The 26,027-nt window shown below is 62.3% G+C and carries 28 protein-coding genes; 20 read left to right on the top strand and 8 right to left on the bottom strand.

All coding sequences use genetic code 11. The features are described 5' to 3' along the window. The first annotated feature begins 1 nt into the window (after nucleotide 1). The 6 genes from ACSQ3L_RS21605 to ACSQ3L_RS21580 all read left to right on the top strand — a co-directional run bounded on the left by ACSQ3L_RS21605 (nucleotide 2) and on the right by ACSQ3L_RS21580 (nucleotide 6,332). Complete coding sequence (locus tag ACSQ3L_RS21605; protein ID WP_436161757.1) at nucleotides 2-1,246, top strand: vWA domain-containing protein; 1,245 nt, start codon at nucleotides 2-4, stop codon at nucleotides 1,244-1,246. 61 nt (nucleotides 1,247-1,307) lie between these two features. Beyond that, nucleotides 1,308-1,646 carry an XdhC family protein gene (locus ACSQ3L_RS21600; protein WP_056594403.1) on the top strand — a complete coding sequence of 113 codons (339 nt, stop codon included), beginning with the start codon at nucleotides 1,308-1,310 and terminating at the stop codon, nucleotides 1,644-1,646. 6 nt (nucleotides 1,647-1,652) lie between these two features. Further along, complete coding sequence (locus ACSQ3L_RS21595; RefSeq protein WP_436161756.1) at nucleotides 1,653-2,357, top strand: XdhC family protein; 705 nt, start codon at nucleotides 1,653-1,655, stop codon at nucleotides 2,355-2,357. After that, entirely contained in the window at nucleotides 2,354-3,964 is a 1,611-nt protein-coding gene (locus tag ACSQ3L_RS21590) for an NTP transferase domain-containing protein (RefSeq protein ID WP_436161755.1), read from the top strand. The genes ACSQ3L_RS21595 and ACSQ3L_RS21590 overlap by 4 nt, the downstream gene beginning before the upstream one ends. A gap of 245 nt (nucleotides 3,965-4,209) precedes the next feature. After that, complete coding sequence (locus ACSQ3L_RS21585; RefSeq protein WP_436161754.1) at nucleotides 4,210-5,067, top strand: alpha/beta hydrolase; 858 nt, start codon at nucleotides 4,210-4,212, stop codon at nucleotides 5,065-5,067. 92 nt (nucleotides 5,068-5,159) lie between these two features. Continuing rightward, complete coding sequence (locus ACSQ3L_RS21580; protein WP_436161753.1) at nucleotides 5,160-6,332, top strand: epoxide hydrolase family protein; 1,173 nt, start codon at nucleotides 5,160-5,162, stop codon at nucleotides 6,330-6,332. 40 nt (nucleotides 6,333-6,372) lie between these two features. Here ACSQ3L_RS21580 and ACSQ3L_RS21575 read toward each other — a convergent pair whose 3' ends face one another. After that, nucleotides 6,373-7,425, bottom strand: coding sequence for a DUF1176 domain-containing protein (locus ACSQ3L_RS21575; RefSeq protein ID WP_436161752.1), 1,053 nt, complete (start codon nucleotides 7,423-7,425; stop codon nucleotides 6,373-6,375). Between the two features lie 138 nt (nucleotides 7,426-7,563). Here ACSQ3L_RS21575 and ACSQ3L_RS21570 point away from each other — a divergent pair, with 138 nt between their 5' ends. Continuing rightward, nucleotides 7,564-8,070: a DUF1993 domain-containing protein gene (locus ACSQ3L_RS21570; RefSeq protein ID WP_436161751.1), complete on the top strand. Its 507-nt coding sequence runs from the start codon at nucleotides 7,564-7,566 to the stop codon at nucleotides 8,068-8,070. Between the two features lie 162 nt (nucleotides 8,071-8,232). Here ACSQ3L_RS21570 and ACSQ3L_RS21565 read toward each other — a convergent pair whose 3' ends face one another. Next, nucleotides 8,233-8,397 carry a hypothetical protein gene (locus ACSQ3L_RS21565; protein ID WP_436161750.1) on the bottom strand — a complete coding sequence of 55 codons (165 nt, stop codon included), beginning with the start codon at nucleotides 8,395-8,397 and terminating at the stop codon, nucleotides 8,233-8,235. Nucleotides 8,398-8,793: 396 nt separating this feature from the next. On the opposite strand from ACSQ3L_RS21565, the gene ACSQ3L_RS21560 reads away from it, so the two are divergent. From ACSQ3L_RS21560 to ACSQ3L_RS21550, 3 genes are all read left to right on the top strand, one after another. Next, a complete protein-coding gene (locus ACSQ3L_RS21560; RefSeq protein ID WP_436161749.1) occupies nucleotides 8,794-9,270 on the top strand; it encodes a hypothetical protein in 477 nt (158 codons plus the stop codon). 114 nt (nucleotides 9,271-9,384) lie between these two features. Further along, nucleotides 9,385-10,452 carry an aldo/keto reductase gene (locus tag ACSQ3L_RS21555; RefSeq protein ID WP_436161748.1) on the top strand — a complete coding sequence of 356 codons (1,068 nt, stop codon included), beginning with the start codon at nucleotides 9,385-9,387 and terminating at the stop codon, nucleotides 10,450-10,452. A gap of 51 nt (nucleotides 10,453-10,503) precedes the next feature. Beyond that, nucleotides 10,504-11,769 (top strand): cysteine desulfurase-like protein, encoded by a 1,266-nt coding sequence (locus ACSQ3L_RS21550; RefSeq protein ID WP_436161747.1) that lies wholly within the window; start codon nucleotides 10,504-10,506, stop codon nucleotides 11,767-11,769. Between the two features lie 13 nt (nucleotides 11,770-11,782). On the opposite strand, the gene ACSQ3L_RS21545 is transcribed toward ACSQ3L_RS21550, so the two are convergent. The 5 genes from ACSQ3L_RS21545 to ACSQ3L_RS21525 form a co-directional block, all read right to left on the bottom strand. Continuing rightward, a complete protein-coding gene (locus ACSQ3L_RS21545; protein WP_436161746.1) occupies nucleotides 11,783-12,811 on the bottom strand; it encodes a histone deacetylase family protein in 1,029 nt (342 codons plus the stop codon). Then, nucleotides 12,808-13,320, bottom strand: a complete 513-nt coding sequence (locus ACSQ3L_RS21540) for an N-acetyltransferase family protein (protein WP_436161745.1) — start codon at nucleotides 13,318-13,320, stop codon at nucleotides 12,808-12,810. Before ACSQ3L_RS21540 ends, ACSQ3L_RS21545 begins: the two co-directional genes overlap by 4 nt. A 208-nt stretch (nucleotides 13,321-13,528) precedes the next feature. After that, on the bottom strand, nucleotides 13,529-14,458 hold the full coding sequence (locus ACSQ3L_RS21535) for a 3-keto-5-aminohexanoate cleavage protein (RefSeq protein WP_436161744.1): 930 nt from the start codon (nucleotides 14,456-14,458) through the stop codon (nucleotides 13,529-13,531). Between the two features lie 11 nt (nucleotides 14,459-14,469). Beyond that, complete coding sequence (locus ACSQ3L_RS21530; RefSeq protein WP_436161743.1) at nucleotides 14,470-15,849, bottom strand: aminotransferase family protein; 1,380 nt, start codon at nucleotides 15,847-15,849, stop codon at nucleotides 14,470-14,472. A gap of 1 nt (nucleotide 15,850) precedes the next feature. Then, entirely contained in the window at nucleotides 15,851-17,494 is a 1,644-nt protein-coding gene (locus ACSQ3L_RS21525) for a N,N-dimethylformamidase beta subunit family domain-containing protein (RefSeq protein ID WP_436163498.1), read from the bottom strand. 154 nt (nucleotides 17,495-17,648) lie between these two features. On the opposite strand from ACSQ3L_RS21525, the gene ACSQ3L_RS21520 reads away from it, so the two are divergent. The 9 genes from ACSQ3L_RS21520 (at nucleotide 17,649) to ACSQ3L_RS21480 (ending at nucleotide 24,834) form a co-directional block, all read left to right on the top strand. Beyond that, nucleotides 17,649-17,897 carry a ParB N-terminal domain-containing protein gene (locus tag ACSQ3L_RS21520; RefSeq protein ID WP_013532091.1) on the top strand — a complete coding sequence of 83 codons (249 nt, stop codon included), beginning with the start codon at nucleotides 17,649-17,651 and terminating at the stop codon, nucleotides 17,895-17,897. Nucleotides 17,898-18,026: 129 nt separating this feature from the next. After that, nucleotides 18,027-18,509, top strand: coding sequence for an SRPBCC family protein (locus ACSQ3L_RS21515; protein ID WP_436161742.1), 483 nt, complete (start codon nucleotides 18,027-18,029; stop codon nucleotides 18,507-18,509). A gap of 27 nt (nucleotides 18,510-18,536) precedes the next feature. Beyond that, entirely contained in the window at nucleotides 18,537-19,493 is a 957-nt protein-coding gene (locus tag ACSQ3L_RS21510) for an alpha/beta fold hydrolase (RefSeq protein ID WP_436161741.1), read from the top strand. A gap of 250 nt (nucleotides 19,494-19,743) precedes the next feature. After that, nucleotides 19,744-20,631 (top strand): hypothetical protein, encoded by an 888-nt coding sequence (locus ACSQ3L_RS21505; RefSeq protein WP_436161740.1) that lies wholly within the window; start codon nucleotides 19,744-19,746, stop codon nucleotides 20,629-20,631. Between the two features lie 309 nt (nucleotides 20,632-20,940). After that, nucleotides 20,941-21,339: a GFA family protein gene (locus ACSQ3L_RS21500; RefSeq protein WP_436161739.1), complete on the top strand. Its 399-nt coding sequence runs from the start codon at nucleotides 20,941-20,943 to the stop codon at nucleotides 21,337-21,339. Between the two features lie 128 nt (nucleotides 21,340-21,467). After that, on the top strand, nucleotides 21,468-21,665 hold the full coding sequence (locus tag ACSQ3L_RS21495) for a hypothetical protein (protein ID WP_436161738.1): 198 nt from the start codon (nucleotides 21,468-21,470) through the stop codon (nucleotides 21,663-21,665). Between the two features lie 188 nt (nucleotides 21,666-21,853). Further along, nucleotides 21,854-22,726 (top strand): undecaprenyl-diphosphate phosphatase, encoded by an 873-nt coding sequence (locus tag ACSQ3L_RS21490; RefSeq protein WP_436161737.1) that lies wholly within the window; start codon nucleotides 21,854-21,856, stop codon nucleotides 22,724-22,726. 71 nt (nucleotides 22,727-22,797) lie between these two features. Then, nucleotides 22,798-23,589 carry a phosphodiester glycosidase family protein gene (locus ACSQ3L_RS21485; RefSeq protein ID WP_436161736.1) on the top strand — a complete coding sequence of 264 codons (792 nt, stop codon included), beginning with the start codon at nucleotides 22,798-22,800 and terminating at the stop codon, nucleotides 23,587-23,589. 147 nt (nucleotides 23,590-23,736) lie between these two features. After that, nucleotides 23,737-24,834, top strand: coding sequence for a glycoside hydrolase family 25 protein (locus tag ACSQ3L_RS21480; RefSeq protein ID WP_436161735.1), 1,098 nt, complete (start codon nucleotides 23,737-23,739; stop codon nucleotides 24,832-24,834). Between the two features lie 8 nt (nucleotides 24,835-24,842). Here the strand turns inward: ACSQ3L_RS21480 and ACSQ3L_RS21475 are convergent, their stop codons facing one another. Next, a complete protein-coding gene (locus ACSQ3L_RS21475; RefSeq protein ID WP_436161734.1) occupies nucleotides 24,843-25,754 on the bottom strand; it encodes a LysR family transcriptional regulator in 912 nt (303 codons plus the stop codon). Nucleotides 25,755-25,859: 105 nt separating this feature from the next. On the opposite strand from ACSQ3L_RS21475, the gene ACSQ3L_RS21470 reads away from it, so the two are divergent. Beyond that, entirely contained in the window at nucleotides 25,860-26,027 is a 168-nt protein-coding gene (locus ACSQ3L_RS21470) for a hypothetical protein (RefSeq protein WP_436161733.1), read from the top strand.

Below are 26,027 nucleotides of genomic sequence, written 5' to 3'. Positions count from 1 at the left end.
GATGCCGCGCCCCGAACCGAAAGAGGCCATGCCGCACGGACGGATCGCCGACAACATCGTCTATTTTGCCCGCACCTTGCGCAAATCAGGCATGCGCGTCGGGCCGGCCTCGGTCAAGGACGCCATCGAGGCGGTGCTCGCCGCCGGCATCGGTTCGCGCGATGATTTCTACTGGACGCTGCACGCCGTGCTGGTGTCCAGGCATGAGGATCACGCCACTTTCGACGAAGCCTTCCGACTGTTCTGGAAGTCGCGAGAACTGATCGAGAAAATGCTGGCGATGTTTTCGCCGGTGGCGCCCGACAACAGGGAAAAGCAGAAGCCGCGCACGGCTGAAAACCGCGTCAGCCAGGCGATGTTCGAGGGCCACCAGAAGAACCAGCCGCCGCAGGAAATCCCCGAGATCGAGGTCGACGCCCGCTTCACCTTCTCTGGCAACGAGGTGCTGCGGGCTAAGGATTTTGCCCAGATGAACGCCGCCGAGATGGCCGATGCCAAAAAGGCGATCGCCGAGCTGCGGCTGCCTTTCGACATGGTGCGGACCCGCCGCTTCAAGGCCGATGCGCATGGCCGCCGCATCGATCCGCGCGCCATGATGCGTTCGGCGGCGCGCACCGGCGGCGAACTGATCCTGCCGAAGTTCCGCTCAGCCCGCGAGGTTCATCCGCCTCTGGTTGTGCTGGCCGACATTTCCGGCTCGATGAGCCAGTACACGCGCATCTTCCTGCATTTTCTTCATGCGTTGACGGAAAAGCGCCGGCGCGTGCACACATTCGTCTTCGGCACAAGGCTGACCAACCTGACCCGGCAGATGCGCCATCGCGACCCGGATGCAGCCCTTGCAGACTGTTCGGCGGCGGTCAGGGACTGGTCGGGCGGCACCCGCATCGGCGATACGCTGGCCGAGTTCAACCTGATATGGTCGCGGCGCGTGCTGGGGCAGGGCGCGGTCGTGCTTCTGATTACCGACGGGCTGGAGCGCGACGACGTCGCCGGCCTGTCGGAGGAAATGGAGCGCCTGCACAAATCCTGCCGGCGGCTGATCTGGCTGAACCCGTTGCTGCGCTTCGACGGTTTCCAGGCGCGTGCCCGCGGCGTCAAGGCGATGTTGCCGCATGTCGACGAGTTCCGCTCGGTGCACAATCTCGATGCGCTGGCCGATCTCTGCGCGTCTCTGGACAAGAAGTCGGCTCAGTCTGTCGATCCTCGCCGATGGCTGGATGCTGGCGCGAGGCACGCCGCATAACCATATCTTTCTCACCCGAAAAACAGATCCTCGAGAAAAACAGACTCCTAGAGAAACGGTCATGGAAAACAGCATTTATCTGGATGAGGCCCGCGACCCCCTGATCATCGCGGAAGGCTGGATGAAGGACGGCAAGGACGTGGCCATCGCGACAGTTGTCGAGACCTGGGGTTCGGCGCCCCGACCCGTAGGCAGCCATCTGGTCATCGACGCCGACGGTAATTTCCACGGCTCCGTCTCTGGCGGCTGCGTCGAAGGCGCTGTTGTCACCGAGGCCATCGACGTCATCGACAGCGGCAAGGCGAGGATGCTGGAGTTCGGCGTTGCCGACGAAACCGCCTGGCAGGTCGGCCTGTCCTGTGGCGGCCGCATCAAGGTCTATGTTGAAAGGCTCGGCTGATCTTCAATGGATCCCTATGCACTGAAAACACTGAACGCCGAACGCCGTGCCCGCCGCGCGGCGATCCTTATCACCGATCTTGGCGACGGCCGTGACCGTATCGTGCGCGAGGGCGATCAGGTCGCCGGCGATCTCGGAACGGCGATCGCCAGGGCATTCCGCACCGGCAATTCCGGTTCGGTCGAGGCCGAGGGACGGACTTTCTTTCTCAATGCGCATCTGCCGCAGCCGCGCCTCGTGGTGATCGGCGCCGTTCATATCAGCCAGGCGCTGGCGCCGATGGCCAGGATTGCCGGCTACCCCGTGGAAATCATCGACCCCCGCACCGCCTTCGCCACGCCGGACCGCTTTCCCGACGTGGCGCTCCATGCCGAATGGCCGGAGGATGTGCTGAAGCGCCAGCCGCTCGACAGTTACACCGCGCTTGCCGCCGTCACCCACGACCCGAAGGTCGATGATTTCGCCCTGAAGGCCGCGCTCGACGCCAACTGCTTCTATGTCGGCGCGCTCGGCAGCAGGAAGACGCACGCCAAGCGCGTCGAACGCCTGCTGGCGTTGGGGGCGAGCGCCGACCAGATCGCCCGTATCCATGCGCCGATCGGGCTCGACATTGGTGCTGCCAGCCCGGCCGAGATCGCCGTTGCGGTGCTGGCGCAAGCCATCCAGGCCTTCCGCTCGCGCGGTCTCGACGCCAAGGGTGCGGCGGCGTGAAATTCGGCCCGATCCCGATCGAGACGGCGGAAGGCGCGGTGCTGGCGCACTCCACCACCGCTGGTGAACGCCGCTTCCGCAAGGCGCACAGGCTGAGCGCGGAAGATGTGGCGCTGCTGCGGGCCGCCGGCATTTCTGAGGTCGTGGCGGCCGTGCTGGCCGCCGACGACCTCGGCGAGGATGCCGCCGCACAAACGATCGCCGAGAGCATGACCTTTCGCGGCATCGAGGCCAAGCCGGCCGCGACCGGGCGGGTCAACCTTCATGCCAAGGCGTCGGGCATCTTCACGGTCGATGCCGCTGTTGTCGACGCCATCAATGCCATCGATCCGGCCATCACCATCGCCACGCTGGCGCGGCATGCGCCGGTCGAGAAAGGCCAGATGGTCGCGACGGTGAAGATCATTCCCTTCGCGGTCAGTTCAGCATTGGTCGGCGCCGCGACAAAAATCTGCGCCGGTGGTGAGATCTTTGCCGTCAACGCCTACCAGCCGGTACGGGTCGGCGTCATCCAGACGGTTCTGCCGGGCATCAAGCCAAGTGTGCTCGACAAGACGCTGCGCGTCACCGAGGCGCGGCTGGCGCGCACAGGCGGCAGGCTGACGGCCGAGCGCCGCACGCCGCATGAGATCGCGCCGGTGGCGGAGGCTGCGGCCTCCCTGGCGCGCGACAACGACATGGTGGTGATCTTCGGCGCCTCGGCGATGAGCGATTTCGCCGATGTCATTCCGGCTGCGATCGAAATGGCGGGTGGGACTGTCATCCGCGCGGGCATGCCGGTCGATCCCGGCAATCTGCTGGTGCTCGGCACGCTCGGCGGCAAGCGCGTCATCGGTGCGCCCGGCTGCGCTCGCAGTCCCAAGGAGAACGGCTTCGACTGGGTGCTGGATCGATTGATTGCCGGTCTCGACGTCACCGCCAGGGATATTGCCGGCATGGGGGTCGGCGGGCTGTTGATGGAAATCCCGACACGACCACAGCCGCGCGAACCGTTGCCGGCCAAAAGCCAGCTCAAGGTCGGCATCGTGCTGCTGGCGGCCGGCCGCTCAAGCCGCATGGGTGGACCGAACAAGCTTTTGGCGCTGTTCGACGGCAAGCCGCTGGTGCGCCGCACCACCGAACGGGCGCTCGGCTCGAAGGCGTCCAGCACGATTGTTGTTACCGGCCACCAGCGCGAGCGGGTGCGCGCGGCACTGGCGGGCCTCGACGTGACCTTCGCCGACAATCCCGATTTTGCCGAAGGCCTGTCCACCTCGCTGAAGGCCGGCATCGCCTATCTGCCTGAGGATTCCGCCGGAGTGATGATCGTGCTCGGCGACATGCCTGATATCACGTCCGACGATCTCGACAGGCTGATCGATGCTTTCCGCAAGGCCGGCGGCAATGCCGTGGTCCGCGCCTCGCATGACGGCAAGCGCGGCAACCCGGTGCTTCTGCCGCGTTCGCTGTTTCCAGCCATCGCCCATCTCGAAGGCGACACCGGCGCACGCCATCTGGTCGAGACCGAAGGGCTCGATGTCATCGATGTCGAGATCGGCGCGGCGGCAACTGTCGATGTCGACACACGCGAGGCGCTGGAAGGCGCCGGCGGCGTGCTGCAGGATTGACAAACCCAAGCCGAATTACGCATGCCTGCGGTATGGCTCTCCGGTTCCTCCCCTCTGCGTTTGCGCCTTTACCCCCCTCTGGCCTGCCGGCCATCTCCCCCTCAAGGGGGGAGATTGGATGCACCTTTGGATTTCGCCAATCTTCAAACCAAGATGGGCGCCGCCATCTAAACTGCCAATCTCCCCCCTTGAGGGGGAGATGGCCGGCAGGCCAGAGGGGGGCGTGCCGCGCTATCCTCACGGCAATGCTTTTCTTATTTTCTCCGGCCGCCAACGCCGACACGTCATCTCTGAAACCCTTCAAGGACGATCTCTTCGCCTATCCGGCCACGCTGTCGTCCGACAGCAACGGTGCCTACACGGTCATCGACTACCGCGAGATGCGTGACATCAACCAGCGGGACCAGGTGCCCGAGCGCCGGGTGAACGCTCAATACACAGACACCAGCGTTCGCAAGGTGCAGCAGGATCTGCTGCTGAAGACCGATGCCGGCGATGTCAGGCATGTCGCCGTCGGCAAGACCGAGGGCGCCGGCATCATCGTGCTTTACCTGCACGGGCAGGGGGGCAGCCGCAAGCAAGGCGTCGACGACTTCACCTTCGGCGGCAATTTCAACCGGCTCAAGAACCTGATGGCCGGCAATGGCGGCCTCTATCTCAGTCCGGATTTTATCGATTTCGGCGACAAGGGCGCGGCACAGGTGGCGGCGCTGATCGGTCATTATGCCGAACAATCGCCAGGCGCGAAGATCTTCGTCGCCTGCGGCTCGATGGGCGGTGCGCTGTGCTGGAAGCTCGCAGCCCGCAACGATACCGGCCGGCGCATCAATGGGCTGCTGCTGCTGGGCTCGCTATGGGACGAGGGTTTCCTCGCCAGCCCCGCCTTCAGGCGCCATGTCCCGGTTTTCTTCGGCCAGGGCAGCCATGACGTGGTTTTCCCGGTGGAAAAGCAGGAAGCCTTCTTCCGCTCGATCATCGCCAAATCGAAAGCCTACCCGTATCCGACCCGTTTCGTCCGTTTCGAGACCGGCACCCACGGTACGCCGATCCGCATGACCGACTGGCGCGGCACGCTCAACTGGATGCTGTCGAAGGCGCCGTGACGCATATCGGCCAAAGCGCAGTGGTCATGGGCTCGGCCGATATCCTCTTGTTGGTGTAGGCTGATCTGGTTCAGCAACTCGGAAGCACGGCTATGGACGCTCACCCTTTCAAGATCCAGATTACGAACGAACAACTTGAGGATCTCCACAACCGTCTTCACGCAACGCGATGGCCAGTTTCGTCAATCCAAACAGGCTGGAACGACGGGGCCGACCTACCGTTCATTGAGCGCCTTGCGGATTACTGGCGAGATCGGTTCGACTGGCGAGCGCAAGAGGCGCGGCTGAACCGGCTGCCGCAATATATGGCGAGGGTGAACAACCTGGACGTCCATTTTGTCCACCAGCCCGGCACCGGACCGGCGCCGCTGCCGTTGATCATCACGCATGGCTGGCCCGGTTCCTTCATCGAAATGGAACGAATCATTCCATTGCTAACGGATCCATCTGCCCATGGTGGTGATCCGGCCGACGCTTTTCACGTTGTGGTTCCATCGTTGCCCGGATACGGCTTCTCGCAGGCGCCGACGGAACCAGGCTTCCACTCCGGCCGCATCGCGGAGCTATGGGTGCAGTTGATGCGCAGGCTTGGCTATGGCCGCTTCGCTTGCCAGGGCGGCGACATCGGCGCGGGCGTCTCCGCCTGGATGGCACGGCTCTTTCCTGAAAACGTGCTTGGCATCCACGTCAATTACATTCCCGGGAGCTATCGGCCACCCTTGGGTGCAGCTCAGCCTCCTGTCACCGTTGAGGAACAGGCATTTCTGGACAAGGCTGCGGCCTGGACGGAAACGGAGGGCGCTTATGCCCACCTGCAGGGCACGAAGCCTCAGACGCTTGCTTATGCGCTGACAGACTCGCCGATCGGTCTCGCTGCCTGGATGATCGAGAAGTTCCGTTCCTGGAGCGATTGCGACGGTGACGTGGAGCGCGCCTTTGGCATGGACGCGCTCCTCACGGACGTTTCTCTCTACTGGTTCACCAATGCGCTCACCTCGTCCTTGCGGCTCTACAAGGAGAATCGGCTCTCCCCTCTTGCCTTCAAGGCGCGGGAACGCGTTTCGCCACCGCTTGGGGTAGCGCTTTTCCCCCGCGAGTTGCCAATGCCGCCGCGCTCCTGGGTGGCGAGGGTCTTCGACGTCCAGCGATGGACGCCGATGCCGCGGGGCGGCCATTTCGCTGCGCTGGAGGAACCGAATCTTCTGGTGCAGGACATTCGCGCCTTCTTTCGGCCGATACGTTCGCAGCCTGGATCGAGAAGGTGAATGCGAAGGGCAGGTCGAACGCGTTCCTGATTGGTCGTCCCTAGGGCGCGGTGTTGTAGTCGACAACCGTCTGCGGATTTTCCTCGCCGTCATAGGACGCATCGACGTCGTACTGGACCAGCGAGAAATTGCCGTTGCGGAACAGGTACGTGCCTGCGTCGGATGCATCGCCGACCCCGCGCCACTTGTTGAACGTGGTGATCGTCTGGGTAGCCTCGTCATAGTCGGAATTGACCGCCCAGCCGGACGTCTGGAAGCCGACGATGGTCATGCCCAGCAATTTGCCGTCGCTGTCATTGTTCTCGTAGCGGATGTCCATCTTGGGTTCGGCGAACTGCAATTGCTGCACGCCCGAGACTTCGTCGGTCATGTAGTAGATAGAGCTTTCATTGTAGGCGGCGGCCGAGCAGGAGAAATGGAACAGCCGCGTCTCCTTGTCGGGGTCGCCGGGCTGCGCGTCCTTGTCTTTGTATTTGATTGAAAAGACGGTCGGCTCGTCGGCCAGGAACTGCTTGTCGCACTGGTCGCCATAGGTCGCCAGAAACGCCTTCTTGGCCTGCTCCAGTGCTGTGTCCTTCTTCGGTGGCGGCGGCCCGTCGCCGCAGCTTGGCGGCAGCGCTTCCTCGAAATCGGCGGTGGAGGGTTTCAGCGCCCCTTTTTCGATGTGGATCGGATCGAAGGGCGGCGCGGCCTGGACCTGGGCATTCACCTGGCGCAGCGTATAGCAGCCGGCAAAGACCTTTTCGCCGCCGGCCTTGTCCGTGGCGCGAATGGCGACGGGAACGTTGTAGAAAATGCTGCCGGCCGCACCTTCGTCGGAAACAGCCCCGATCGCGACCTCGACCTTGTCTGTGCCATCAAAGCCCTTGACGAAACTGTCGAAATCCTTTGCCGGCTTTGTATCGCCGAAATACCCCCATGCGCGGGCGAATTCATGCCGGCTGATGGCGCTGTAGAGCGAACGGACAACCGCGTCGGCGCTCGACCGGTCGTCGACATACGGCGCTTCGGGTGCATCTTCGGCGGCCAATGCGACCTGGCCTGCGGTGGCAAGGGAGAGAAAGGCAGTCGCTGCGAAAAGGGCGCGTCTCATCGGGAATCTCCGCTCGATAGAGAGATTCTACGATGGCGATTGCGGCAACGTGGTGACGCGGCGTCGGCGGTCTTGAAAAATCATGCGCGAAGGCGCTACGTCGCGTCCGCCGGCGCTCGGCCGGACAGGAGATTTGACGTGACGATATCGATGTATGAGGCATCCGTGCCTGTGTTTTCGGCCAGGCTGAAAGCGCTTTCCAACGTGCTGGCGACCGCCGAACAGAATGCGCTTGACCGCAAGATCGACCCGCAGGTGTTTTTGACGGCGCGGCTGGCGCCAGACATGTTCGCCTTGACCAGGCAGGTGCAGATCGCCACCGATCATGCCAAGGGCGCGCCGTCACGGCTCGCCGGTCGCGAAGTGCCGAGATACGAGGACAATGAGGCGAGTTTCGCCGAAATCCAGGCGCGCATCACCAAGACCCTGGACCTTCTGGGCACATTTTCGGCTCCCGAGTTCGACGGCTCCGACGACAAGATCATTGAGCTGAAGCTTGGCGGACGTGAAAGCTCGATACCCGGCCTGCAGTATCTACTGCATGTGGCGATGCCCAACTTCTATTTCCACCTCACCACGGCTTACGACATCCTTCGCCACAACGGCGTGCCGTTGGGCAAGGCGACGTTCCTGGGAACGCGCTAAGGATTGAGTTCTTGGAGATGTCCCGGATTGATCCGGGACATCCTGAAAACCGGATGTACCTAAAGCGTGTCGCGCCCGAAGGGATTCAGGCGACCCGGTTTAGGTCTTTGTTTTTGTGCATGTCGTTCCCCCAAAACCGAGTTCACTTTTGGGCGACATGCACTAGCGAATGGACATTTCGCGGGCGACGCGGGGGAAGTCGGCCGGCTTGATGCCGATGTCGGCGCGGTCGGCATTGCTCATCGAATGAAGCAGCGCGAGCGCCGAACGGTATCTCAAATGCTCCTGCGGCCGCGGCCGGGCGAACATTTCAGTGAAGAAACCCATGATTCAAGCCCCAAATTGGTCCTCCACGGCTGCTAATATACGTGAATCGTGACAATTGTGCAGTGCAGCATTTGCATACCTGCCATGTCTTGGCGAATTTTTCGCCATTTTCTGCAACCGGATGAAACTTTTGGCCGACGCGCATCGTAGCCTCGAATGCTGGCTACAAGGCCGGTTTTTCCTCGCCACTCCTGGCGAATTCCGGACTGCATGAAAGTGCGGTCCGGCTTTTTGTTTTGGGATTACGGATAGTCAATCGGCGAGCCCGGGCAACGCTAAATTCGTTAAGATCGGTGGCATGCATTTTTAACGAGCCGGTTCTATGCTTTATAGCTTGCACAGTCGGGACATGGGGAGGCTGACATCGCTACTGGCGCCAAGCGTGATTTCGCTTCATTGCTCGACGATCTCTTCGTCACCCCCGACAGGGATGACGGAATTGGGGATGATGGGATCGAGGGCGAACAGGCCGGCGCTCGTCCATCCATCCCGTTCGACTATCTCTCGGTGGCCGATGAACTCCATTCCGGCCGCATCAAGGTTTCCGCTGCCGAATATCGCGAGGCGGGTGCTGATCTGGCGACCGAATTCGCCGCCTTGCTCGATCATGCCAAACTGGCTCTCGCCGGCGAGGACCCAAAACCCGAGGAAAAACTGCCGCCGATCGATCCCGAAGCCATTGCCATCGAACTCGGCCTCAATCAGCCCAAGCAGGTCGCCGATTTTGGCCGCATGCGCCGCAGCTTTGCCTTTGCCAATCATCCCGACCGTGTCGCCCCGCATCTGCGCCAGCGCGCCATGATCCGCATGCAGGTGGCCAACATGCTGATTGACGAGGCCAAGCGCCGCGCGCTGGCCGGTGCTCGCCGCTAATCCGGCTGGTTCACGCAAAAGTCGGTTCTGCGAGACTTGGAGAGCGGCTCTGCTTTCCCTATAGATGCGCTTCCTCCCGCGCAGTCGCGCCAGCCTTCCTCGGAGCCGAATTCCATGCATAAACGCCGTCTCGGTCGGACCGATCTTCTTGTTACCCAGATCTGCCTGGGCTCCATGACCTGGGGCCAGCAGAACACCGAGGCCGAGGGCCACGCCCAGATGGACCTGGCTTTCTCGCGCGGCGTCAATTTCATCGACACCGCCGAACTCTACCCGATCCCACCCAAGGCGGAGACGCAAGGACGGACCGAAAAGATCATCGGCAACTGGATGAAGGCCAACGGCAACCGCGACAAGGTGATCCTGGCCTCCAAAGTCGTCGGTCGCACAGCCAACGCATGGTTTCGCGGCGACAGGCCCTCGCAACTGGTGCGCGCCGACATCTTCGACGCCATCGACAAATCGCTGGCCAAGCTCGGCACCGACTATATCGACCTCTATCAGATCCATTGGCCTGAGCGGGACATCCCCTGGGGTGCCAATCCGACGCGCATCGGCGCCGTATCGCCGCGCGCCGATTCTGTCGGCGCACCGACCGACGAAACGCCGATCGCCGAGACGCTTGGCGTCTTCGACGAACTGGTGAAGGCGGGAAAAATCCGTCATTTCGGCCTGTCGAACGAGAGTTCCTGGGGCGTGATGCGTTTCCTTGCCGAGGCCGACAAAGGCATCGGCCCGCGCGTCGCGTCGATCCAGAACGCCTACAATCTCGTCAACCGCACCTTCGAGGTGAACCTCGCCGAGGTCTGCGAACGCGAGCAGGTGTCGTTGCTGCCCTATTCGCCGTTGGCGCAGGGCTACCTCACCGGCAAATACGACCACGGCGCCCGCCCGCAAGGCTCGCGCTCGCAGCTGTTCAATCGCGGCCAGCGCTACGAAACGCCAGGTGCGGCCGAAGCACAGCTCGAATACAATGAGCTGGCGCGCTCCTTTGGCCTGGAGCCGGCCCTGTTTGCCAACGCCTATGTCTCGAGCCGGCCGTTCGTGACCTCGAACATCGTCGGCGCGACGACCGTTGCGCAGCTCGACATGGCGCTGTCCTCAGTCGATGTCGTCTGGACCGAAGAGATGCAGAAGGCGGTGGATGCGATCCACCAGCGGGTCGGCAATCCCTGTCCTTGAACGGGATTGGCTGCGGCCGAATACTCAATAATTCCAAGGGAGCGGGCAATCATGAATTTTCCAGTCGAAACCATCCGGGGGAAATTTCCGGCTCTTTCCGTGACCGACAAGGGCCGCCGCCGCATTTATCTCGACAATCCGGCCGGCACACAGGTGCCGCAAGCCGTCGCTGATGCCGTGTCGCGCTGTCTCTTGACCACCAATGCCAACCTCGGCGGCTATTTCGAAACGACAATTGCCGCGCAAGCTGTCGTCGAAGAGGCGCACCAGACCATGGCCGATTTCCTCGGCGCGGCGAGCCCCGAGGAAATCATCATCGGCGCCAACATGACGACGCTGACCTATCACATGTCGCGCACACTCGGCCGCACGATGCAGCCCGGCGATGAGATCATCCTCACCCGCATGGATCATGAGGGCAATGTGTCGCCCTGGCTGCAACTGGCCGAGGATCTCGGCCTTGTCGTGCGCTGGCTGCCATTCGACCCAGAGAGTTGGCAGGTCGAGGAGGCGACGCTGGCCGGTCTGCTTTCGCAGAAGACACGGCTGGTCGCGTTGAACTACGCCAGCAATTTGACCGGTTCGATCAACCGGGTGAAGGCGCTGACCGCCATCGCCAGGAATGCCGGCGCGCTGGTCTATGTCGACGCCGTCCAGTTCGCGCCGCACGGTCTGATCGACGTGCAGGAGCTCGGCTGCGATTTCCTGATCTGCTCAGCCTACAAGTTCTTCGGCCCGCATATGGGCATATTGTGGGGGCGTCGCGACCTCATCGATGGTTTGAAACCCTACAAGTGCCGCTGCTCGTCAAATGGCCTGCCGGAGCGGTTCGAACTAGGCACCCCGCAGATCGAGCTGATGGCCGGCCTCACGGCCGCGGTCGATTACTTTGCCGACCTCGGCGCGGCGGCTGGCGAGAGCGGGTCACGAAGGCAGAAGATCGCCAAGGCGTTTGCGGTTTCGATCGCCTATGAAAACCCGCTAGCGCAACAGCTGATCGATGGCCTGTCCGATATCGAGGGCCTGATCATCCACGGAATCACCGATCCGAAGCGGCTCAGCGATCGCGTGCCGACGGTGTCCTTCACGGTCGATGGCATCGTGCCCGAAACGATCGTGCGGCAGATGAATGCCGAAAACATTTTCCTGTGGTCCGGCCACAACTACGCCTGGGAGATCGTCCACCAGCTCGGCATCCCGGCCGAGCATGGCGTCGTGCGCATCGGCATTGCCCACTACAACACATCAGCCGAAATCGACGAGACGCTGGAGAGCGTGCATCGGGTCATCGCCATGCTCAGGCAGCAGCGCTCCTGACGCCAGCGCGAGATCAGCGCGCCTTGCCGCCGAAGCCGGTGAGGAATGCGGTGAGATTGTCGCCGAGTTCGTCGCAGAGATAGCCGCCTTCCTGGACGATGACCGTCGGCAGGCCGAGCTTTGCGATGGCCTCGCCGATGCGCGAAAAGCCCGGCGTTGTTACCGAAAGCCCGCCGAATGGATCGCCCTCGAACGCGTCGAGACCGAGCGCCACGACAAGCGCGTCGGGCGAAAAGGCGCGGATACGCTGGAATGCCACCGCAAGCGCTTCCAGAAACGCCGCGTCGGCGGATTTGCGCGGCAGCGGCAGGTTGAAATTGTAGCCGAGGCCGGCTCCTTCGCCGCGCTCGTCGGCATGGCCCCAGAAGAACGGATAGAAGCGCACGGGATCGGCATGCAGCGAGATGGTGAGCACGTCAGGCCGTGCATAGAAGATGCCTTGCGTGCCATTGCCGTGATGCAGGTCGACATCGAGGATCGCCACGCGCGACGCCTGGTTGCGCAGAACCTGCGCGGCCACCGCCGAATTGTTGATGAAACAGAAGCCGCCGGCGACATCGGCAAAGGCATGGTGGCCGGGCGGGCGGCACAGCGCGTAGGCGGCCGGCGCACCTGATATCACCGCCTCGGCAGCATCGACCGCGCTCCAGGCGCTCCACAGCGCGCTCTGCCAGGTTTCGCCCGAGATCGGGCAAGCGGTATCGGCCATATGATAGCCGGCCTGACCGACCGCCGAGGCAGGATAGGAGCCATTGCGCGCAATCGGATGAATGTTTGGAATCACTTCAGCCGACGCGCCTTCGATGCGCTGCCAGCGCGTGTAGATATGCTCGAGGAAATCAAGATATTCGGGCGTGTGCACCGCCGCGACCGGGCCGAGCCCATGATCCCGAGGCCGTTCGATCGCGCAACCCGCAGATAATGCGCCGGCTAACAATCTCTCTACGCGCTCCGGCTTTTCCGGATTGGGCTGCGCCGCACCGCTCGAAAGAAAGGCCCTGGGATCGTGGCGCTTCTGCTCCTCGGCATAGAAGGCTTTCATTCCTGCTCCTCATTCTCCGGCGCGTCGGCGAAGGCAAAAAAGGCTTTGCCTTTGATCTTCTGCGTCTGCTCGTAGCTCGACCAGGCGATACCCAGCCTTTCGTAAAACGCCTTGGCGCCCTCATTGTCGGTGTCGACGGACAGCCTCAGATACACGCCCCCTTCTTTCCGGCACTGTGCCGCGACGTGCCGCAGCAGCCGCTCGCCGATCTTGCGGCCGCGAAACCGGTCCTCGACATAGAGATCCTGCACATAGACGCCAGGCCGCCCCATCCAGGTCGAAAAGATCGGGAAATGCAGGCAGAGCCCGGCGAATTCGCCACCCACTTCGGCAATTAGTGTCGAGAAGGCGGGTTTTTCGCCAAAGCCCCAGGTTCTGAGATCGTCTGCCGTCGAGATGATTTCCTCCGGCGCGCCGATATGGGTCCCGAGTTTCAAGATCGCCGCGTGGATGGTTTCGACATCGTCGATCCGGCCGGGGCGGAGGAGGATATCGTTTGATTCTGTCACGATAGGTATGGCGCCAAGGCGCCCCCCTCTGTCCTACCGGACATCTCCCCCTCAAGGGGGGAGATCGGATGTCGGCATTGGTTTCGCCAATCACCGACGTTGGAAGATGGGCAGCAAGATCGAAACTGCCAATCTCCCCCCTTGAGGGGGAGATGTCCGGCAGGACAGAGGGGGGTAGGGCTGGACGCAAACATCTCAGATCGTCATCTCAAAACGCCACCCGATCGCCGCCCTTGAGCGCCAGCATGTCGCGCGCTTCCGTGGGTGTGGCAACCTCCAGCGACAGCCCATCGAGAATGCCACGGATGCGGCGCACCTGGTCGGCATTGGATTTCGCCAACTGGCGGCCGTCATAGAGGCTGTCTTCCAACCCAACGCGGACATTGCCGCCCATCGCCGCGGCGATTGAGATCAGCGGCATCTGGTTGCGCCCGGCGGCGAGCACCGAGAACTGGTAGCTGTCGCCGAACAATTTGTCGGCGATCCGCTTCATGTGGACGAGGTTCTCCGGGTCGGCGCCGATGCCGCCGAGAATGCCAAGGACAAACTGGATGAAGAGCGGTCCCGACACCAGACCCCGGTCGCGGAAATGCGCCAGCGAATAAAGGTGCCCGACATCGTAGCATTCGAATTCGAAGCGCGTGCCGCAGCCCTTGCCCAACCGTTCCAGTACGCTCTCCATGTCAGCGAAGGTGTTCTTGAAGATGGTGTCGCGCGTCGCTTCGAGCAGCTTGGGTTCCCATTCGTGCTGCCATTCCCTCGGCTTGTCGAGCATCGGGAACAGCGCGAAATTCATCGAGCCCATATTGAGCGAGCACATTTCGGGTTCGGCCCTGAGCGGCGCCGCCAGCCGCTGATCCAGCGTCATCAGCGACGAGCCGCCGGTTGTGATGTTGATCACCGCATCGGTCGCCTGCTTGATGCGCGGCAGGAACCGCATGTAGACGTCCGGATCGGCGGTCGGGCGGCCATCCCTCGGATCGCGGGCGTGCAGATGCAGGATTGATGCACCGGCTTCGGCTGCTGCGATGGCGTCTGTGGCGATCTGGTCCGGCGTCACCGGCAGATAGGGCGACATGGACGGCGTGTGCACCGAGCCGGTGACGGCGCAGGTGATGATGACTTTTCTTGCCGCCATTCTTTTGCCCCTCAACCTTCGACCGGCAGGTCAAGCTCGGAAGCCAATGCCTCCAGCGAATCGCCGATGATCGAGACGATCTCGCCGAGCTGTTCCCTGGTGACGATCATCGGCGGTGCGACCATGAAATTGTCGCCGTCGACGCCGCCCTTGACCCTGCGGCCATAGATGATCAGGCCGCGTTCATAGGCGAGGTCGAGCAGCCGCTGCGTGGCCTTCTTGGTCTGGTCGATCGGCCGGAGCGTCTCGGGATCGGCAACCATCTGGGCGCCGGTCAGCAGGCCCTTGCCGCGCACGTCGGCGATGAACGGAAACCGCTTCGCCAGCCCTCTCAGCCCATCCATCAGCACGTCGCCCATGGCGGCAGCGTTGGCGATCAGGTCGAGCCGGTCCATTTCACCGAGCACGGCCAGCCCGGCGGCGCAGGCCAGCGGGTTGCCGGCATAGGTGTGGCCGTGCTGAAAACCGCCCGAGTCGAGCAGCGGCTTCACCAGCCGCATCGGGGCGGCCAGCGCGCCGAGCGGCGCATAGCCGGAGCCCAGCCCCTTCGACAACGCGACGATGTCGGGCTTGCAGTTCCAGTGGTCGCCGCCAAGGAATTTGCCGGTGCGGCCGGCCCCGCTCATCACTTCGTCGTGGATGAGCAGGATGCCGTAGCGGTCGCAGATCTCGCGAACGCGCGGATAATAGCTGTCCGGCGCCACCAGCGCCGCGGTCGCAGCACCGCCGATCGGCTCCATGATGAAGGCGACCACGCTGTCCGGGCCTTCGGCCAGGATCTTCTCCTCCAGCATGTCGGCATAGCGGATGCCGCGCTGTTCCATCGAAAGATTGTCGCGGTCGCGCCAGGCGTTCGGCGCCGGCACGGTCGGCATCACCCGCATCATCGGCTCGAACGTTTCGGCCAGCGCATCGTCGCCGGTGATCGAGAGCGAACCCAGCGTGCCGCCATGATAGGAGGGGAAGCGCGTGATCACCTTCCAGCGGCTGGCCTGGCCGGTGGCAACCGCCCATTGCCGTGCCAGCTTGATGCAGGATTCCGTCGCTTCGGAGCCACCGGAGACGAAGAAGATACGGTCCATGCCTTCCGGCAGCTTGCCGGCGAGTTCCCGCGCCAGCTCTTCCGCCGGCTCGTTCTCGAAATGCAGGCGATAGGCGAAGGTGGCGCGGTCCATCTGCCGCTTCATGGCGTCCAGCACATTGCGGTTGGAATGGCCGATATTGGCGACCATCGGGCCGCTCGAGCCGTCGATGAAGCGGCGGCCGTCCTGCGTCCACATGTAGATGCCCTCGGCGCGGTCGATCAGCGGCCGGCGCAGGCTGGACAGATAGAACAGATGCGACTCTCGGCGGGCATGAGTGTCTTGCGTGGCGGTCTGGACTTTCGACATGTCAGGACTTTCCGAGATAACGATCGAGGACATTTTTTGTGACGCGTTCGACCATCGGGTCCTGTCTTAGCAGGCCGGCGACCCATTCGCAGCTTCCGGCATGGAACACCTCGCCCTTACCGCGCGGGAAATTGACGATCATGCCGTTGCCGCGTTTGACCTTTTCCAGATTGGCGTCGCTCGCCTCGCCGAACAGCGTTTCGGCGGTGAAGCGGCCGTCCTCGTCGGTGAGGAACTGGTCCTCGATCGGAATGTCGGCGCTTTCCTCGACCTGGGATGCCATGCCGACGGCGAGAACCTGCAAGCCGTCAGGCGCGCCGCTGGTGGCGGTCGGATAGGGCAGGCCGCCGCGTATCTCGAAGTCCAGCCCGTCGACCTCATAGCCATAGACATGGCTGTCGGCGCCCAGCAGGTCGCCATAGTAGATGCCGGTGCCGGCAAAGGCCCAATGCTCGGGCCTGTAGACCGGAAAACCGCGCACGCCGCGCGGCGCGCAGCCACCCCAACCCGCATAGACCCCGCGCGTCGCGTTGAGGCCGAAGGTCGCCGATCCCGGCCGGCCGATTTCCGGCGCCTCCCAGGAATTGGTGGCGCGGGTGACGTCGCCGCCTGGGAGATAGGCGGGATCTTCGGCGCGCGCGCGATATTTGTAGCAGACCTGCCGGCGGCCCTCGTCCTCCAACCGCGTCTGCCACATGAAATTGCCGGCAAAGCGCGCCGCATGACCGCCGCGCTCGATATAATTGTCGACCGCATCGCGCATCTCCCAGGTCCAGTATTCGTCATGGCCGACGAAGACTGCGCAGTCGTAGCCGTCGAGAATCTCCGGTGAAAAATGGAGATCGTGCTGGCTGGCGAGATCGACTTCATAGCCGGCCCGCTCAGTGAAGCGGAAGAAGTGACTGTCGTAGCTCGCCCAGCCGGACGAAGCGTATTTCTTGGAATGGCCGGTGGCGAGCGCCCACTCCATGTGCGGATAGCGCGGCACGGTCTTCGGCGGCACGGCGACTTCCAGCGGCACACGCGGCGCATCCTTCGGCAGCACGACGAAGCCACGGCACCAGGGGCGCTGGGTCGACACGATGGGCGAATACAGGTTGCGATCCGGCCCGGTGATGCCCTGGTAGTGGTTGGAGCCGCCCCAGGTGTTGTAGGCAAGCCAGGTTCCCGTCGCCGCTACCTGCAGCACACGGCCAGGTTTGCGGCCCGGCTGCGGGCTGACGATGAAAATATGGTGGCATTGGATCGGCTTGCCGTCACGGCCGTCGGCGGTCAGCGTCACCCGGTAGGCTCCGGACGGCCAGTCGTTCTCGACACGGAATTCAAACGAGGCGTCCCAGCCGCAGCCTTCAACCGAACATTGGTCTGGACTGTCCTGCCAGCGCGCCGCGATGCCCGATTTTTTGTATACCTTGGTCTCGCTGCCACCATCCCGGGTAATCGTCATGCCGAACGTCGGAGCTGTCGAACTGACATGCAGTGCCACCGTTTCGCCGGCGCGATAGGAAAACCGGTCGCTGTAGCACCAGATCTCGCCGCGCTCGCCATCCATCCCAGGCCATTCATAATAGTGGCCGCGCACCGCGTGCCGCCGCTGCTCCGGCGTCAGTCCGAAATCGGGGAATTCGGTCGGCAGATGGGTCATGAACACCTGAAAGGTCGAAGGCCGCCATTTCGGCGATCTGCCGGTCATGCGTCAAATGGAAACGATCGGGCCAGCATTCGTTAGCCGCACCCTTGGCCGCCTCCATCAAACGGACTATCTCAGGGCAGGCGGCGTTTCCGCCACGGGGGTCGGCATGCTCAGAGTGCAAAAGGTCAAGGTGGACGAGATTTACGTGCCGACGGCGCGCAAGAAGACGCTTCATCCTGAGACCGTGCGCCATCTGGCCGAGGACATTCTGGAAAATGGCATGAAGACGCCGATCCAGGTCCGCCACGACGGCAAGCGCCATATCCTTGTTGAAGGCCTGCATCGGCTGGAAGCGGCAAAGTGGCTCGGCGAGACCGAGATCGAGGCCTATCTGGTGCAAGCCAAGCGCCACTGACACGTCCTTCGTTCCCCACGGATCGACGCGGAGCAGGGACGTCATCGCGAATTTTTCGCGGCCGGTGTCGGTTTTCGGTTCATCGGCTCGTCCTTGGGACGGAAGCCAGATCAAACGCAGGACGCCATCATGACCACCAAGCTCGACATCGCCCCCACCAATGACCGTGAACTGGTTCTCGCCCGCATCATCGATGCGCCGCGCGAGAACGTCTATCGCTGCTGGACCGACCCGAAACTGGTGACGCAATGGTTCTCGCCAAAGCCATGGACGACGCCGCGCGCCGAGATGGATGTGCGCACCGGCGGCTCGAGCCTTGTCGTCATGGCTAGCCCGGACGGCAACGAATTCCCCAACCCGGGTGTCTTCCTCGAAGTCGTTCCCGGCAAGAAGATCGTCTTCACCGACGCCTACACCCAGGCTTGGCAGCCGTCGGAAAAGCCGTTCATGACCGTAGTGCTGACCTTCGAGGACGAGGGCAATGGCACCCGCTACATCGCTCGGGTCAGGCACTGGAGCATCGCCGACCGCGAACAGCACGAGAAGATGGGTTTTCAGGAGGGCTGGGGCCAGTGCACCGACCAGCTCGAAGAGCTCGCCAAAACGCTTTGATATCGGCAGGGACGAGAGGAGAACGATATGTCCAAAACCTTGCTTTTCGCCATTCTTGCTTCGGCCGCAGCGCTGCTTGCCTGTCCGGATGCCACCAATGCAGAGGAGACAAAACCCGCCATGACGACCGAAACGAATGCACTGCCGAAGCCGGAAAAGTCCGGCCTGCTGCCGATCAACGGCCTGAACTACTATTACGCTATCTACGGCAAGGGCGAACCGCTGCTTCTGCTGCATGGCGGTCTCGGCACCACGGACATGTTCGCGCCGCTCCTGCCCAAGCTTGCCGAAAACCGCACCGTCATTGGTGTCGACCTGCAAGGGCATGGCCGTACCGCACTCGGCGACCGGCCATTCAGCCTGGAGGCGATGGGCGATGACATGGCTGATGTCGTCAAGGCGCTCGGCTACGACAAGGTCGACGTCATGGGCTATTCGCTGGGCGGCGGCGTCGCCTTCCGCATGGCCGTGCAGCATCCCGAAGCGGTGCGCCGGCTCGTCCTGGTGTCGACCGGCTATGCCGCGGACGGCTTCTACGCCGAGATGCGTGGCCAGCAGGCGCAGGTCAGTGCGGCGGCTGCCGATTTCATGAAGGACACGCCGATGTACAAATCCTACGTGGCGGTGGCGCCACGTCCGCAGGATTTCCCGAAGCTACTCGATGCGCTCGGCAACTTCATGCGCCAAGAGTACGACTACTCCGCCGACGTCGCCAAGCTGAAGATGCCGGTCATGCTGGCCTATGGCGACAGCGACATGTACAAGCCCGAGCACGAGATCAAGTTCTACCAGATGCTCGGCGGCGGGCTGAAGGACGCCGGTTGGATGCGCGAGAACCTGTCGCAGAACCGCCTGGCCATCCTGCCCAACCGCACTCACTACGACGTCTTCTTCGCCCCCGAGCTGACGGCCGCCGCGCTGCCTTTCCTCAATGGCGAGACCAAGGTCAAGACCTGGGACGAGGTCGTCAGCGAAACGAAATAGCCGGCTGCCTATTGCCGTCGGCCATCTCCGACGAGATGGCCGACAGTCTTGTCAATGAGGTCTTTCGGCATTGCGGCAGTTGCGACGCAAATGATTTGAGACGTCGGCTTATCTAGCATTTCCCGCCCACTCCAGCCGCTCGAAAAAGGATATTCTGCCGCGATGCGGAAATGAAAGTCAGTGTTAGTCACAGGTGGAAGAATCGTTTAGGGGAGTGTTAAAAAAGTATCAAGAAAGGGGGCTTTCCTGCATGACCGATACTACAAAAATCTTGTGTTGCCGCATCTCTTGGATGCCGGAATACAAATCCAAAGAGGAAAAGCCTTTTTCCTATCATCGATACATTCTCGACCAGAATACGCCCTATGAGGCCTTGAACTTTTTGGCAGGCGATGACGGGCAATTTCGAGGATATGTACCCGTCGGCGGCGATGCCGACGACAATTTTGGCAAGATTAATATTGCTCGTCTCGGAGGGGCTCGGAGAGCAGATCGGGAGGAGGGCGTCATCGTTGTATTCTGCGCTCCTCATGAGCGCGAGGGCGGGCTGCGCATAGTTGGATTCTATCGCAATGCGACCGTGCTGAAAGAGCCGGAGATTTCCGATCTGCCCGACCGTACCCGTGTCACTCGCGTGATCTCGAAAGATGCTGTGCTGATTCCTGAGGTAGACCGCATTTTCACCGTTCCGGGTCGGCATGACGGCGGCTTCGGCCAGTCCAGTCTATGGTACGGGCTGAATGAAGGTCATCCCTTGCGCGACGCCGTCCTGCGTTATGTCGAGAACACAACGGAACTGCCTTCTTCTCAACTAAGCGTAATCGAATATCGCCGCCGCAAGACACACGAACGATGGGAAGGTCGCGGCTCCGCTCGACGCTTTATCCATCAAAAGGGATTTCGCTGTGAAGCCTGCAACTATGCCATCGCCCCAAAAGACCAACTGATCTGGGGAACTGGATTTGAGTTGTACCATCTCATGCCTTGGGCAGAGATGCAGGAAGGCGTGGAGCGGGAGCTCATTTCAGATGACTTTGCCGTCCTGTGCGCTACCTGTCACCGTGCGATTCACCGGTCGGACCATGTGTCAGATGTGGGGGCGTTTCGTTCACGGGTTCTGGCGAGACGTGATGTTTGAGTGAGGGTCGCGAGAGCCCTGTATTAGACGACAGCGCTGGAGCGGTATGACCGGCAAGCGGCCGCTTCCGCGCATCGGAGTCGAGATCACGCTCTCGCAGAGGATGACCGGATTCCGCCTGCTTTAGCCATCGAGCGCATCGTAACGAATGTCGACCGAGGCTCGCAACCATAAGAGTCAGTGGACACTCCTCCACATTGTGACCCGCATCACCATAATCGATGGTGTTGTATCAAAGCTTTTCAATTGACCCATTCGGTCTCGCCGCTACCCTGCGCGCCTATTCTCTCCCACCAATGGATCCGGACAATGGCAAGATATGAAGGCGGATGCCTGTGCAAGGCGGTGCGTTACCGCGCGGACGCGGCCCCCATCAATGAACGCATCTGCCACTGCCGGGTTTGCCAGAAGGCGATCGGCGCCGCCTTCAACGCACGCGTGCTGTTTCGCATCGACGACGTGACGGTCGACGGGCCACTGGCGACGATAAACTCCTCGCCGGACCTCAAGCGCGGCTTTTGCCCGAGCTGCGGCACGACGATGTTTTCCCGGCGCGATTCCGCCGGGATTATCGGCGTCACCACCGGCTCGCTCGATGACCCCACGGTTTTCAAGCCGCAAATGCATATTTTCACGGCCTCGAAGCAGCCTTGGCTGGTGCTCGATGACGGTCTGCCGCAGCACGAAGGCGCCCCGCCGCCAGGCTAATAGCTTCTTCCTTCCCCTGAACAAAATTTAATCCAAATCAACACGAGATAGCCGGCAAAGCGTCATTGGCGGGCCATGTTTGTCTCCCTATTTATGGGTCGCGGGTACGGCATTCGAGGAGACGACGGATGAACGACAGCATCAGCACCCTGGACGAGCTTTTGAGCGATCCGATGGTCCTGCTTGTGATGGAGCGCGATCGTGTGCGCCCCGAACAGGTGCGCATGCTGCTCGAACGGGCTCGCCGGCCCTCCGTCGATGAGCCCGAACTGCCGCCGGCGCATGTGATCGCCAGGGCATGCCAGAAACTCTGGCTCTGCCCCTAACCGCGTTGCGATTTTTTCTCTGAGCCCCAAACCGGCCCCAGCGTGGGTCGGTTTCAAATCGCGTGCATCCCACCGCGCCAGCTTACAAATCCGTAAATTGATTATCCCACCCACGACGATAAGGCTTGCCTGGGATTGACCGATGGTCGGTCCACGCAAGTCCGATTTCTCATGTATGGAATTCGACATTGACCGACATCTGCACTCAAGGCCTGGACACGGGCTTCGTCGGATTGGGTTATGCCAAGGTGGCGTTCCTCGGCGTGGTGCAAGGCATCACCGAATTGCTGCCGATTTCCTCGACCGCCCATATGCGCATCGTGCCCGCCGTGCTCGGCTGGCAGGATCCCGGCTCCGCCTTCTCCGCCGCCATGCAGCTCGCGGCCTTGGCCGCCGTGGTCAGCTATTTCTGGAGCGACGTCAGGGATATCCTGTTTGGCTCGCTCGACGCCCTGGCGCGACGCGATTTCGCCGACCGGCATTTCAAGCTGGCGCTGTGGATCGTGCTGGCGACGATCCCGATCGTCATCGCCGGCGTGGCGCTCTCAGGCGTGCTCAACGCCTGCAATTCGCCATTGCGCAGCCTGACGGTGATCGGCTGGGCCTGCATCGCCATGGCGATCCTGCTGGCGCTGGCCGAGATTTTTGCCCGCCACCGGCGCGTCATGGGCGAAGCGAAGCTGATTGACGCGCTGCTTGTCGGTGTCGCCCAGATCGGCGCGCTGATTCCCGGCGTGTCGCGCTCGGGCTCGACCCTGACGGCGGCACTGGGGCTTGGCTTCAAGCGGGCCGAGGCGGCGCGCTTCTCGTTCCTGCTCGGGCTGCCGGCGATCGCGCTCGCCGGCCTCAAGGAGCTTTGGGAACTGCACAAGGTCCATCTCGACGCCCATGGCTGGTCGGTTCTCGCCGTCGGGCTGGTCGTCGCCTCGATCTCCGCCTTCTTCGCCATATGGGGACTGATGCGCGTGCTGGAGCGCTTTTCGGCCTGGCCGTTCGTCATCTATCGCGGCCTGCTCGGCGTCGTCCTGCTGCTGGGCGTGGCGATGGGATGGCTCGTCTAAGGCAGTTCCACAGTATCGCTTGAAACAGGCTATATCCGTACCGGACCCCGAATCTGGATTCCGGTACGCGCATGGCTTTCTTGACCCTTCTGCAATCGGTGCCGCTGCTGCTGGCGCTGGCCAAGGGTGCGTTGCCGTCGGTGGCGGCGGCACTTGGCATGGGGCTTGGCCAGTGGGTCGCTTCGCTGCCGCCATGCCGGGACTTCGCCTTCGAGGCGACCAGCTATCTTGTGTGCGAGGTCGATCCGAAACGATATCAGGTCGAACTGTTCTGGAAGGATCCGGCGGGCAAGCCGTTTCAGTCGCTGCACAATCTTCATGCGGCGCAGCAGGCGGCCGGGCGCACCATGCTGTTTGGCATCAATGCCGGCATGTATCGCCCGAACCTCGCACCGGTCGGTCTCTATGTCGAGCGTGGCCTCGAAATGGCCACGGTGAAAACGGGTTCGGGAAGCGGTAATTTTTCCCTGCAGCCGAATGGCATTTTCTACATGCGCAACGGCAAGGCCGCGGTCCGCGCCACCAGGGATTTTGTGAAAAAACGTCCGGCCGTCGACTATGCGACGCAGTCGGGACCGATGCTGGTGATCGACGGCAAGCTGCATCCGAAATTCCAGGCTGACGGCACCTCGCGAAAAACCCGCGATGGTGTCGGAGTGCGGAAGGACGGCGTCGCGGTCTTCGCGATTTCGAACGGCACGGTGACCTTCCATGCCTTCGCCCGTCTTTTTCGCGACGCGCTCGGCTGCGACAATGCGCTGTTCCTCGACGGCACCATATCGAGCCTGTTCGCGCCTGCCATCGGCCACAACGAGGATTACTGGAATCTCGGTCCGATGATCGGCGTTTTCAGGAAATCCTAGCCGGTTTTCCACCGCGCCTGCCCGCACGCGGTAGGGGCGAAAAAATTGATTCAAACTTTATTGGTAATTTCTCATTCATAACTGATCCGGTTTGTCCGTCGGCGGTCGTTTTGCCCTCGGTCTGTTGTGTTTTGAGTACAGGTCCAGATGCGGATTCCGGGCGCCATCAGTTTCTTGATCGCATCGTTATGCCTTGCCGGCTGCACGTCGACGGCCGGCGTCGATGCGCTGGATTTGCAGAAACCGTCAAGCGAGACCACCAGCTCGGTGATACGGCCGCCGGCACCCATCGCCGCTGCTTCGGCGGCAAGGGGTAACAGGGCGGCAAGGGCCGAATTGGCTCCCATGTCTGACAACGGTTCGGGAGAAAAAACGCGCCCGTTTGGCTTGGCGGAGGAGGAAGAGACGGGGGTGTTTGCCGCGCCCGATGTGCCTGATCCCCAAGTGCCTGATGTCGGCGGGCTGCCGGTCGAGCCGGCAGCCTTGGTGTCGACACCCAAGCTGTTGACCCGCGCGGCACCGGCCATGCTTGCTGGACCGCTCACCCGTTACGGTTTTCGCGATGCCAAGCCGATCAATTTCGGCAAGGCTTCGCCCCGCCACCTCGCCGTGCATGGCGTCGACGTCTCGCGCTGGCAAGGCAACGTCAATTGGGACAAATTGCGCGCCCAGGGCGCCAACTTCGCCTACATCAAGGCGACCGACGGTGGCGATCATCTCGATCCGATGTTCACCAGGAACTGGCGCAATGCCGACGCTGCCGGCCTGAAGCGCGGCGCCTACCATTTCTTCTACTGGTGCCGCACGGCGGGCGAGCAGGCCGACTGGTTCATCCGCAACGTGCCCAGGGTCGAAGGCGCGCTGCCGCCGGTGATCGACGTCGAGTGGAACGGCGAGTCCAGCTGCAAGCGGCGGCCGTCGCGCGAAAAGGTGCTGGAGAAGATGCAGGTCTTCATGGACAGGCTGGAGCGCTATTACGGCCAGCGGCCCATCATCTACACCGCGCCCGATTTCTATCGCGACAATCTGCGCGGCGCCTTCCTCGACTATCCGTTCTGGCTGCGTGCCGTGGCGCGGCACCCGTCAAAGGTCTATCCCGATCGCAAATGGCTGTTCTGGCAGTATTCCGGCTCCGGCCTGTCGCACGGCGTCACCGGCCGCATCGACCTCAACGTCTTCCACGGCGACGAGCGGCAATGGCGTGCCTGGGCCGGCGGACGGCAGACCGTAGCCGACGCCAACTGAAACAAGTATCAGGCTTGGCGTACTTCGCTCTCCCGGGTGTCCGCTGTCTGGGAGAGCACCCAATCCCTGAACACCTTGATCTTCGGCGTGTTGCGGCGGCTTTCCAGATGCACCAGCCAATAGCCATCGCCATCAGATCCGACGACGTCGAACGGCTGCAGCAACTGTCCCTTTGCAAGCAGGGCGCTGTAGAGGTTGTGCGTGAGGATTGCAGCGCCCTGATCGGTCAGTGCGGCCATCGCGTCGTAAGCCTGGCCACCGAGTGCCGGACCGGCGATGACGCGATCGCGATCGAAGACCGCACCGGCTGCTTCAAACCAGGTTTTCCACCAGGGGTCGTCAGGACCGCATAGCGCTACCTTGTAGAGATCCTCAGGGTGCCGAATGCCGCCGACGCTTTCGGCCAGTTCTGGACTGAGCATTGGCGTGTAATCCGCCTTGAACAGATAATGAGCCGCCAGGCCGGGCCATTTTCCAGTGCCGGTTCGAATGCCGATATCTATGTCCTCGCGCGCGAAATCCACCAGCCGGGACGATGTATCCACCTTCACGGCGAGATCGGGATGCATCAACTGGAATGTTCCAAGCCATACGGCCAGCCAGTTCGATGCAAATGTCGCCATGGTTGTGACGGAAAGCACGCCGGCCGCTCCGCCCTTGGTGGCGACCCACGCATCGGCCAAGGTTGAAAACGCGCCTGTTGCGTGTGGCGCCAGATGCTGTCCGGCCTCGGTCAGCGCAATCTGCCTTGTTTTTCTTATGAAAAGCGGCGTTCCGGCGCGTTCTTCCAGAACCTTGATCTGATAGCTGGCGGCCGACTGGGTCATGCCGAGTTCTTCGGCGGCCTTGGTGAAACTACCCAGCCGCGCCGCGGCTTCAAACACCCTGATAGCCCCTAGTGGCGGTAGCTCCCAACTCATGACGCATCAATCCTCCTGATGCATGGTACGCGACGTTCGATTGGAAGCCAAGGCTGAAAACAGGCATGCTCCTTTCATCAAATCGAACCCCGAAAGGACATGACAATGACCGCCTCCTCGCACAGCACGTTTCGTCGTCCGCTCCTCGACCTCTTCGCCGCTCCCTTCAGGACCCGCTCACGCGGCCTGCTTGACCAGCGTGCGCTCTCGGACCATTTCAAGCGCGATATCGGCTTGCTCGATGGGCACGCTACCGCCGGCAGCATTCGCTAA

The sequence above is a fragment of the Mesorhizobium sp. LjRoot246 genome (genome assembly GCF_964254115.1).
Classification (GTDB): domain Bacteria; phylum Pseudomonadota; class Alphaproteobacteria; order Rhizobiales; family Rhizobiaceae; genus Mesorhizobium.
This window is presented reverse-complemented; position numbering and strand designations above follow the sequence as displayed.

Coding starts and splice junctions, on each gene's coding strand:
- ACSQ3L_RS21525 (WP_436163498.1), bottom strand. CDS start 17,494: ATGACCCATCTGCCGACCGAATTCCCCGATTTCGGACTGACGCCGGAG.
- ACSQ3L_RS21500 (WP_436161739.1), top strand. CDS start 20,941: ATGGCAAGATATGAAGGCGGATGCCTGTGCAAGGCGGTGCGTTACCGC.
- ACSQ3L_RS21575 (WP_436161752.1), bottom strand. CDS start 7,425: ATGAGACGCGCCCTTTTCGCAGCGACTGCCTTTCTCTCCCTTGCCACC.
- ACSQ3L_RS21495 (WP_436161738.1), top strand. CDS start 21,468: ATGAACGACAGCATCAGCACCCTGGACGAGCTTTTGAGCGATCCGATG.
- ACSQ3L_RS21505 (WP_436161740.1), top strand. CDS start 19,744: ATGACCGATACTACAAAAATCTTGTGTTGCCGCATCTCTTGGATGCCG.
- ACSQ3L_RS21565 (WP_436161750.1), bottom strand. CDS start 8,397: ATGGGTTTCTTCACTGAAATGTTCGCCCGGCCGCGGCCGCAGGAGCAT.
- ACSQ3L_RS21470 (WP_436161733.1), top strand. CDS start 25,860: ATGACCGCCTCCTCGCACAGCACGTTTCGTCGTCCGCTCCTCGACCTC.
- ACSQ3L_RS21555 (WP_436161748.1), top strand. CDS start 9,385: ATGCATAAACGCCGTCTCGGTCGGACCGATCTTCTTGTTACCCAGATC.
- ACSQ3L_RS21600 (WP_056594403.1), top strand. CDS start 1,308: ATGGAAAACAGCATTTATCTGGATGAGGCCCGCGACCCCCTGATCATC.
- ACSQ3L_RS21605 (WP_436161757.1), top strand. CDS start 2: ATGCCGCGCCCCGAACCGAAAGAGGCCATGCCGCACGGACGGATCGCC.
- ACSQ3L_RS21480 (WP_436161735.1), top strand. CDS start 23,737: ATGCGGATTCCGGGCGCCATCAGTTTCTTGATCGCATCGTTATGCCTT.
- ACSQ3L_RS21510 (WP_436161741.1), top strand. CDS start 18,537: ATGTCCAAAACCTTGCTTTTCGCCATTCTTGCTTCGGCCGCAGCGCTG.
- ACSQ3L_RS21585 (WP_436161754.1), top strand. CDS start 4,210: ATGCTTTTCTTATTTTCTCCGGCCGCCAACGCCGACACGTCATCTCTG.
- ACSQ3L_RS21595 (WP_436161756.1), top strand. CDS start 1,653: ATGGATCCCTATGCACTGAAAACACTGAACGCCGAACGCCGTGCCCGC.
- ACSQ3L_RS21550 (WP_436161747.1), top strand. CDS start 10,504: ATGAATTTTCCAGTCGAAACCATCCGGGGGAAATTTCCGGCTCTTTCC.
- ACSQ3L_RS21535 (WP_436161744.1), bottom strand. CDS start 14,458: ATGGCGGCAAGAAAAGTCATCATCACCTGCGCCGTCACCGGCTCGGTG.
- ACSQ3L_RS21545 (WP_436161746.1), bottom strand. CDS start 12,811: ATGAAAGCCTTCTATGCCGAGGAGCAGAAGCGCCACGATCCCAGGGCC.
- ACSQ3L_RS21515 (WP_436161742.1), top strand. CDS start 18,027: ATGACCACCAAGCTCGACATCGCCCCCACCAATGACCGTGAACTGGTT.
- ACSQ3L_RS21530 (WP_436161743.1), bottom strand. CDS start 15,849: ATGTCGAAAGTCCAGACCGCCACGCAAGACACTCATGCCCGCCGAGAG.
- ACSQ3L_RS21580 (WP_436161753.1), top strand. CDS start 5,160: ATGGACGCTCACCCTTTCAAGATCCAGATTACGAACGAACAACTTGAG.
- ACSQ3L_RS21485 (WP_436161736.1), top strand. CDS start 22,798: ATGGCTTTCTTGACCCTTCTGCAATCGGTGCCGCTGCTGCTGGCGCTG.
- ACSQ3L_RS21475 (WP_436161734.1), bottom strand. CDS start 25,754: ATGAGTTGGGAGCTACCGCCACTAGGGGCTATCAGGGTGTTTGAAGCC.
- ACSQ3L_RS21520 (WP_013532091.1), top strand. CDS start 17,649: ATGCTCAGAGTGCAAAAGGTCAAGGTGGACGAGATTTACGTGCCGACG.